Genomic DNA, 432 nt, shown 5'->3' on the forward strand with positions numbered 1-432 from the left:
TGTTTACCCTTTGCTGGGCAACGCGCGGCTGCGCACGCTGGATTTGAGTTACAACGAACTTCGTGTTTTCAATCCGCCCGATTATGGCGTGATCGAGTCTCTGGATCTGCGTTACAACCAACTGAGCGAATGGCCTGACGGTGTGTTGCGGGCGCCCGGGTTGCAGGCCCTGAACCTCAGCGGTAACGCAATCGCGGAAATCCCCGCGGCGCTTTTCGATGGCGATCATTCGGGTCTGATCGCAGGCTCGGATCTGTCAGAAAATCGCAATTTGTCGCTTTCTGCATTGCAAGACCTCAGGCGTTACAGCCGCGAGCGCGCCATACCGCATGTGCTGGGTATGACGCGCGCGCAGGTTGAGACGATGATCAACCGTCAGGTGTTCGGTGATCTGTTCGGGATTCCTGAAGACGGTGCTCCAACCGATAACGC

Annotated in this window: 1 protein-coding gene; it reads left to right on the forward strand. The window is 57.2% G+C overall.

Annotated features, from left to right (window positions below; all coding sequences use genetic code 11):
* Window positions 1–432 (forward strand): hypothetical protein (locus J5M56_RS25755; RefSeq protein WP_207938151.1); only part of this gene is annotated, 432 nt, incomplete at both ends.

It is taken from the genome of Pseudomonas sp. 51_B, assembly GCF_017491595.1.
In the GTDB taxonomy this organism is placed as follows: Bacteria; Pseudomonadota; Gammaproteobacteria; order Pseudomonadales; family Pseudomonadaceae; genus Aquipseudomonas; species Aquipseudomonas promysalinigenes.